The following is a 2,676-nucleotide window of genomic DNA, read 5'->3' as shown; positions in this document are numbered from 1 at the left end:
AGCGCGGCCACCGCGTGATCCTTCGAGTGAACCTCTCACAGCACTCTCGAATGGAGTCATCACGATGACCGCACCACACATTGTCGACAGTGAGGATGGGGTTGGCATCCCCGGGTGGAGGTCTGACTCGATTGTCGACGGGCGTCAGCGACTGCCTTTGCATGGGATTCGTCGATCTTCAGGCCCGGGGATGCCACGCACGCGACCGGACGAGCGGCGTGACCTCATAGGAGCTTGAGCACAAGCCCCATCACTGTCTTGTCCGCTTTGCTCGACCGGGCGCGTGCTGTCCCCGTAGCTGGCACTGGAAGGCGGCATAGACCACGATGACAGACCACCTCTCGTCCCCCGAAGTCTTCGGCGGAGTCGACACCCACGCGCTCACGCATCACGCCGCCGTGGTCGACCGGCTCGGTCGCGAGTTGGCCGATCGCGAGTTTCCGGCGACGCCTGTCGGCTATGAATCTCTACGGTCTTGGTTGCTCGGCTGGGGCCAGCTGGTGAGCGTGGGAGTCGAAGGCACCGGCTCCTACGGTGCTGGGCTCACGCGGGTGCTTACCGGCGCTGGAATTCCCGTCGTCGAGGTCGACCGTCCGGACCGATCTGCGCGACGCTCGCAGGGCAAGTCCGACCCGCTGGACGCGTACGCGGCGGCTCGGGCGGCGGCGTCAGGACGCGCGGCCGGAACTCCGAAGTCGCGGGACGGCATCGTTGAATCGATCCGGTGCCTGCGCCTGGCGCAGCGCTCTGCGATCAAGGCCAGGACCCAGTGCATCAACCAGATCCGGGCACTCCTGGTGAATGGGCCGGCCAACCTGCGCGAGCAGATGCAGCCGCTGCCCACTGCGAAGATGATCAAGTCTCTGGCACGGCTTCGACCCGGAGCCGACCTCACGGATCCTGGCATCGCCTGCAAGCAGGCGCTCCGCTCACTGGCGCGTCGTCACGCGGACCTCGATGAGGAGATCAAGGAACTGCACCGCGGGCTTACCGTACTCACCCAGCAAGCTGCGCCCGATCTGCTTGAACGGCCCGGCGTCGGTGTCCAGGTCGCGGCACAGATGCTGATCACCGCTGGCGACAACCCTGACCGACTCGGGTCCGAGGCGTCCTTCGCCCACCTGACCGGGGTGGCGCCCGTTCCCGCATCCTCAGGCAAGCGGCACCGGCACCGACTCAACCGCGGCGGCGACCGCGCCGCCAACAATGCGCTCTACACCGTGGCACTGGTTCGCATGCGTTACCACGAGCCGACCCGCGCCTACGTCCAGAAGCGCACCGCCGAAGGACTGACGAAGAAGGACATCATCCGCTGTCTCAAACGCGCCATCGCCCGCGAGATGTACCGACTGGTCACCCATCGAACAGACCCGCTGAAGAGCTCAGCAGCATCTTTAGAGACGGCTGCTTGACATCTATAGGAGCATCCCTGCCGGCCTGCTCGGTGAAGCCCTCGCTGAGGCCAGTCCTGACTTGATGCGTTCGTTGCTGCAGTCAGTGATCAATGCGTTGCTGTCCGCGGACGCCGACGCTGTCGTCGGTGCCGAGTACGGCCGACCAGATCCCAGCCGCACGGCCCAACGCAACGGGTACCGCCACCGGCCCCTGGACACCAGGGTCGGCACCCTCGACGTCGCCGTCCCCAAACTCCGTACCGGGACGTACTTTCCCGAATGGCTCCTGGAACGCCGTAAACGCGCCGAGTCCGCGCTGATCACCGTCGTGGCCGACTGCTACCTGGCCGGCGTCAGTACCCGCCGGATGGACAAGCTGGTCAAGCAGCTCGGCATCGACTCTTTGTCCAAGTCACAGGTGTCGCGGATGGCCACCGACCTAGACCAGATCGTCGAGGAGTTCCGCCACCGGCCCCTGGGTGACGCGGGCCCGTTCACCTTCGTCACTGCCGATGCGTTGACGATGAAAGTCCGCGAGGGCGGCCGGGTCATCAACGCGGTCGTGCTGCTGGCGACCGGGGTCAACGGCGACGGGCACCGTGAAGTCCTCGGGATGCGGGTCGCCACCAGTGAGACCGGGCCGGCGTGGAATGAGTTCTTCGCCGATCTGGTCGCCCGGGGCCTTACCGGGGTGCGGCTGGTCACCTCCGACGCCCACGCCGGTTTGGTCGAGTCGATCACGGCGAACCTGCCTGGTGCGTCCTGGCAACGCTGCCGCACCCACTACGCCGCGAACCTGATGTCGGTGACCCCCAAGCCCATGTGGCCGGCGGTCAAAGCGATGCTGCACAGCGTGTACGACCAGCCTGACGCGGTCAGTGTGCAGGCTCAGTTCGACCGGCTCCTGGACTATGTCGTAGCGAAGCTGCCCGAGGTCCACGACCACCGCGATGCCGCCCGCGCGGACATCCTCGCGTTCACGAACTTCCCCAAAGACGTGTGGTCCCAGATCTGGTCGAACAACCCCACCGAACGCCTCAACCGAGAGATCCGCCGTCGCACCGACTCGGTCGGGATCTTCCCCAACCGGGCCGCGATCATCCGCCTCGTCGGAGCCGTCCTGGCCGAACAAACCGACGAATGGGCCGAAGGACGCCGCTACCTCGGCCTCGAAGTCCTGAGCCGCTGCCGCGCCAACCTCACCACCACCGACCCCGAGATCGGAGCCGACACCCTGCCCGCACTCACCGCCTGAACCAACCCATCGAAGGAACACGCACCG

The 2,676-nt window shown here is 66.2% G+C and carries 2 protein-coding genes; both read left to right on the top strand.

Translation table 11 applies throughout. The features are described from left to right. The first annotated feature begins 326 nt into the window (after positions 1 to 326). Entirely contained in the window at positions 327 to 1,412 is a 1,086-nt protein-coding gene (locus EU513_RS15550) for an IS110 family transposase (protein WP_006901171.1), read from the top strand. Then, positions 1,405 to 2,649 carry an IS256 family transposase gene (locus EU513_RS15545; RefSeq protein WP_129627785.1) on the top strand — a complete coding sequence of 415 codons (1,245 nt, stop codon included), beginning with the start codon at positions 1,405 to 1,407 and terminating at the stop codon, positions 2,647 to 2,649. The genes EU513_RS15550 and EU513_RS15545 overlap by 8 nt, the downstream gene beginning before the upstream one ends. Positions 2,650 to 2,676 lie beyond the last annotated feature (27 nt).

Origin of the sequence: Yimella sp. RIT 621 (assembly GCF_004146205.1) — a bacterium.
In the GTDB taxonomy this organism is placed as follows: Bacteria; Actinomycetota; Actinomycetes; order Actinomycetales; family Dermatophilaceae; genus Yimella; species Yimella lutea.
Note: the sequence above shows the minus strand (reverse complement) of the source record. Positions and strands in the feature narration are given on the sequence as shown.

What these genes read in the sequence shown, in the direction of transcription:
- EU513_RS15550 (WP_006901171.1), top strand. Translation starts at nt 327, where the DNA reads ATGACAGACCACCTCTCGTCCCCCGAAGTCTTCGGCGGAGTCGACACC.